Here is a 5,108-nt window from a genome sequence, read left to right on the forward strand (position 1 = left end):
GGGCACCGCGGTCAAGGTCACCACGGTCTTTCCCGGCTACATCGTCTCGGAGGCCAACCCGGCGGCGAAGCCCAAGCCGATGATGGTCTCGACCGAGCAGGGCGTACGGGCCATGGTGCGGGCCATCGAACGCGAGCGCCCGCAGGCCAAGGTGCCGGCCTGGCCGTGGGTGCCGGTCGGCTTCGTGATGCGCCACGCGCCGCTGCGGGCGGTCGCCCGGTTCAGCTGAGCCCAAGTCGCGGTCCAGAATCCACCGCGGGTTCACGCGCCGCATCGTGACCGGCCACGCACTGACCGCAGGCTCCAGGAACCCCATCGAGGAGGTTCCATGGATCGGCGAACGATGCTGCGAGCGACAGCGGTGAGCGCGGGAGCGATGGCGCTGCCCTTCACCGCGTGGTCCGCGGCGTACGGCGCACCGGCACAGAACGCCACCGGGCCCTACGGCCCGCTGCAGAGCGCCGACGCCCGGGGCATCCAGCTGCCGGCCGGGTTCACCAGTACGGTCGTGGCCCGGTCCCGGCAGGTCGTCAGCGGCACGTCCTACGTCTGGCACGACGCCCCGGACGGAGGGGCGGTCATCCCCAACGGCACCGGTTGGGTCTACGTCTCGAATTCCGAGGTCAGCTCCGCCTCCGGCGGCGGCGCCTCGCGGATCCTGTTCAACTCCGCCGGGGCGATCGTCGGCGCGTCGCGGATCCTGTCCGGCACCAACCAGAACTGCGCGGGTGGCAAGACGCCCTGGAACACCTGGCTGTCCTGTGAGGAGGTCAGCCTGGGCCGGGTCTTCGAGACGTACCCCCTGGGCGGCACGGCCGCCGTCCGCCCGGCCATGGGCCGGTTCAAGCACGAGGCCGCGGCCGCCGATCCGGTACGGCGGGTCGTCTACCTCACCGAGGACGAGACCGACGGCAGGTTCTACCGCTTCGTCCCCGCGACCTGGGGCGACCTGTCCACCGGCACCTTGCAGGTGTTCCGGGCCGGCAGCGCCACCTCCGGCACCTTCACCTGGGCGACCGTGCCTGACCCGGACGGCTCCCCCACCGCCACCCGTAACCAGGTGTCCGGGGCCAAGTCCTTCAACGGCGGCGAGGGCTGTCACTACGCCGACGACACCGTCTGGTTCACCACCAAGGGCGACAACCGGGTCTGGCAGGTCAACCTGGCGGCCGGCACGTACGAGCTCGCGTACGACGACAACCTGGTCAGCCCCGGCACCGCCCCGCTGTCCGGGGTGGACAACATCACCGGCACCACCGCCGGTGACCTGTACGTCGCCGAGGACGGCGGCAGCATGGACATCTGCCTGATCACGCCGGACGACAAGGTCTCGCCGTTCCTGCGGGTCACCGGCCAGAGCGGCTCCGAGATCACCGGCCCGGCCTTCACCCCGGCCGGCGACCGCCTGTACTTCTCCTCGCAGCGCGGCACCAGCGGATCGTCCTCGGGCGGCATCACCTACTGCGTCACCGGGCCCTTCCGCCGCTGACCGCGGCCGGCCCGCGTCGTGCGTCCGGTCAGGCCGCCGGGCGCACGGCACCGGCCGGTTCGCTCTCGTCGAGGAACTCGTCGATCATCGGGGCCAGCCACTCGGCGCGCTGCGGGACGCCGGTGTGGGTGGTGCCCGGCAGGATCGCCAGGCGGCAGGCCGGCAGGCCGGTCAGGTCACCGGCGACGCCGCCGCCGAGCAGCCGGAACATCTCCACCGCGTGCTCCGGGCGCACGATGTCCGCGTCACCCACCACCAGCAGGGCCGGCGCGGCCAGCGCCCGGATCTGCGCGGCGGTCCACCGCGGCAGGTCCGCGTCCAGCACCTTCATCTTGGTGACCAGCGCCGCGAAGCCCGCCGGGTCCGGGGCGGTCCGCAGATACTCATCGTGCAGCTCCGAGCCGTGCAGGTGCTCGGGGCGCAGGTCCTGGATGCCGTCCAGCAGGCCCGGGTGCAGGCCCGCTTCGTCGAAGCTCACCGAGGCCAGCACCAGCCGGCCCACCCGGTCGGCATGGTCGGTGCCCAGGCGCAGCGCGACCGCCGCCCCCATGCTCCAGCCGAACACGTCGGCGGTGGTGATGCCCAGCCGGTCGAGCAGCTCGACCACGTCGGCGGCGAAGCCCTCCACCGTGAACGGCCGGTCGATGTCCGGGGTACGGCCGTGCGCCTGCAACTCGACGGCGATGACCCGGCGCGTACGGGCCAGCAGCGGCAGGATCGCGCCGAACGAGGTGCCGATGCCGGAGAGCGCGCCGTGGATCAGCAGCACCGGGCGGCCAGCCGCGACGCCGTGTTCCTCGTGATAGATGTCCATGTCCTCACGATGGCGGCCGGCCCTTACGGTTCACTTGCGGTCCGCTGCCCGCTTGTAGGGTGTGCGCCATGCGATTCGGCGTGCTCGGACCGCTGGCGGTCACCACCGACGCCGGCGAGCCGGTTGTCGTGCCCGGCGCCAAGGTGCGGGTGCTGCTGGCCGACCTGCTGGCCAACCGCAACCAGGTGGTGTCGGCGGACCGGCTGATCGACGACCTGTGGGCCGACGACGTGCCCGCCAACCCGCTCGGCGCGCTGCAGGTGCGCGTGTCGCAGCTGCGCAAGGCGCTCAACGACGCCGAGCCCGGCGCCCGCGACCTGGTCGAGTCCCGCTCCCCCGGCTACGTGCTGCGGACCGCGGAGGTGGACGCGGACCACTTCACCCAGCTGGCCGGCGCGAGCGACGTGGAGACGCTGACCTCCGCCCTGAAGCTGTGGCGCGGGGACGCGTACGCCGACATGGCCGACGAGGAGTTCGTCCGGGCCGAGGCCACCCGGCTGACCGAGCAGCGCCTCACCGTGCGCGAGCGGCTCGCCGACGCACGGCTGGCCCGCGGCGAGCACGATCTGGTCACCGCCGAGCTGGCCGAGCTGGTCGCCCGGTATCCGCTGCGCGAGAGCCTGCGGGCCCTGCACCTGCGCGCCCTGTACGCGGCCGGCCGCCAGACCGAGGCCCTGGACAGCTACGCCGACCTGCGCGAACGTCTCGCCGACGAGCTGGGGCTGGACCCCGGCCCGGAGGTGGCCGCCCTGCACCGCAAGATCCTGGAGCAGGACTCCGCGCTGAGCCCGCCGCCGAAGGCCGCCATCATCCGCAACAGCCTGCCGGCCCGGCTGGACGAGCTGGTCGGCCGGGCCGAGGCGCTGGCCGAGCTGCGCACGCTCGTCCCGGGGCAGCGGCTGGTCACGCTGATCGGGCCGGGCGGCGTCGGCAAGACCCGGCTGGCCACCGAGGTGGCCCGGGAGCAGTCGTTCCCCGACGGCGTGCACCTGGTCGAGCTGGCGCCGCTGCCGGCCCGTGACCCGGGCATCGCCGAGCGGGTGCTGGCCACGCTGGGGGTGCACGAGGCGGCCGGCGCGAGTGTCACCCCCGACGACCGGCTGACCGTTGCGCTGCGAGGCCGGCAGCTGCTGATCGTGCTGGACAACTGCGAGCACGTGATCGAGCCGGCCGCCGCGCTGGTCGCCCGGGTGTTGCGGGAGGCGCCCGGGGTCACGGTGCTGGCCACCAGCCGCGAACCCCTGGCGGTCGACGGCGAGACCCTGGTGCCGCTCGGCCCGCTCGCCCTGCCCGCGGTGGACGACGGTGTCGAGGCGGCGCGGCAGGCGGCGGCGGTGCGCCTGTTCACCGAGCGGGCCACGGCCGTACGCCCCGGCTTCGGCGTCGACGAGTCCACCCTGGCCGAGGTCGTGCAGGTGGTCCGCGGCCTGGACGGCATGCCGCTGGCCCTGGAACTGGCGGCGGCGCGGCTGCGGACACTGTCGCTGACGCAGCTGGCCGCCGGGCTCACCGATCGCTTCCGGCTGCTGTCCACCGGCAACCGCGCCGCGCTCCCCCGGCACCGCACGCTGCGCGCGGTCATCGCCTGGAGCTGGGAGCTGCTCAGCGAATCCGAACGCACGGTCGCCGAGCGTGTCTCGATCCTGCCCGGCGGTGTCACGCCGGCGTCGGGCGCCGCGGTCTGCGCGGACACCGCGGTGCCCGCCGACGAGCTCCCCGAGCTGCTGGCCAGCCTGGTCGACCGGTCACTGCTGCAACTCGCGCCCGAACCCGGCCGCTACCGCATGCTGGAGACGCTGCGCGAGTACGGCATCGACCGCCTGGCCACGGCGGACGCGCTCGGCACCGCCCGCGACCTGGCCGCCGACCACTTCACCGCGCTGCTGGCCCGGTCCGATCCGAAGCTCCGCGGACCAGGCCAGGCGGCCGCCCTGCGGCTCATCAGCGCCGAGTACGACAACACCCTGGCCGCCCTGCGCCGGCGCTGCGACACCGGCGACAGCCATGGCGCGGTGACTCTGGCTCTGCACCTGACCTGGTACTGGCACATGCTGGGCCGGCGTCCCGACGCCGCGTACTGGCTGGGTGAAGCCCTGGCGGTGCCCGGTGGCAGCTCCACGCCGGAACGCGACTGTGCCCGGGCGATCCAGCTGTTCAACCGGCTCGACACCGGGCCGGGGACGACAGCCGGGGAGACCGCCGCCCAGCTGCGCGGGACGGCCGGCCGGCTGCTCGCGTACCCGGAACTGCCCCGAGCGGCCGGGGCGCTCGCCGCCCTCGCCCTCGCCTTCCTGCGGGAGGAGCAGGCCGCGCTGACGCTCATCGAGCGGATGGCGGCCGGCGCCGACGGGTGGCTGGCCGGGCTGGCCCGGATGTTCCGGGCCGAGTTCGCCGAGAACGCGGGCCGGCTCGACGAGGTGCGCACCGACATCAGCGCGGCCCTGGCCGGCTTCCGGCAGGCCGGCGACCGCTGGGGCCAGGCGACCGTGCTGCCGGTGCGCGCCCAGCTGCGCCAGTACGACGACGACCTCGACGGCGCCCTGGCCGACCTGCGCGAGGCCCGGTCGCTGGCCGGCGAGTTCGGCTCGCTCAGCCTGGGCGACGAGGTGTTCCTCGACCTGCGCTGGATCGACCTGCACCTGCGCCGCGGCGACACCGGCCCGGCGCTCGCGACGATCGGTTCGGCCCGGGAGCGGGCTGTCCGCGCCCAGGCATCGGAGCTGCTGTTCCTGGTCGACGCGTGGGAGGCCGACTTCCGGCTGCGGCTGGGCGACCCGGACCGGGCGTCGAGCAGCTCCCGCGCCC

3 protein-coding genes and 1 pseudogene are annotated in these 5,108 nt (G+C 74.3%); 3 read left to right on the forward strand and 1 reads right to left on the reverse strand.

Annotated features, from left to right (window positions below; all coding sequences use genetic code 11):
• Both AB0C29_RS32955 and AB0C29_RS32960 read left to right on the forward strand, forming a co-directional pair.
• Positions 1-229, forward strand: a pseudogene (locus tag AB0C29_RS32955) (short chain dehydrogenase); the annotation flags it as partial.
• A gap of 99 nt (positions 230-328) precedes the next feature.
• Positions 329-1,489 carry an alkaline phosphatase PhoX gene (locus tag AB0C29_RS32960; protein WP_360828546.1) on the forward strand — a complete coding sequence of 387 codons (1,161 nt, stop codon included), beginning with the start codon at positions 329-331 and terminating at the stop codon, positions 1,487-1,489.
• Between the two features lie 28 nt (positions 1,490-1,517).
• Here AB0C29_RS32960 and AB0C29_RS32965 read toward each other — a convergent pair whose 3' ends face one another.
• Entirely contained in the window at positions 1,518-2,303 is a 786-nt protein-coding gene (locus AB0C29_RS32965) for an alpha/beta fold hydrolase (protein WP_360828549.1), read from the reverse strand.
• Positions 2,304-2,371: 68 nt separating this feature from the next.
• Between AB0C29_RS32965 and AB0C29_RS32970 the strand changes: the two genes are divergently transcribed.
• Positions 2,372-5,108 (forward strand): BTAD domain-containing putative transcriptional regulator (locus AB0C29_RS32970; protein ID WP_360828552.1); only part of this gene is annotated, 2,737 nt, incomplete at its 3' end.

This window comes from Actinoplanes sp. NPDC048791, assembly GCF_040650095.1.
Classification (GTDB): Bacteria; Actinomycetota; Actinomycetes; order Mycobacteriales; family Micromonosporaceae; genus Actinoplanes.

What these genes read in the sequence shown, in the direction of transcription:
- AB0C29_RS32960 (WP_360828546.1), top strand. Translation starts at nt 329, where the DNA reads ATGGATCGGCGAACGATGCTGCGAGCGACAGCGGTGAGCGCGGGAGCG.
- AB0C29_RS32965 (WP_360828549.1), bottom strand. Translation starts at nt 2,303, where the DNA reads ATGGACATCTATCACGAGGAACACGGCGTCGCGGCTGGCCGCCCGGTG.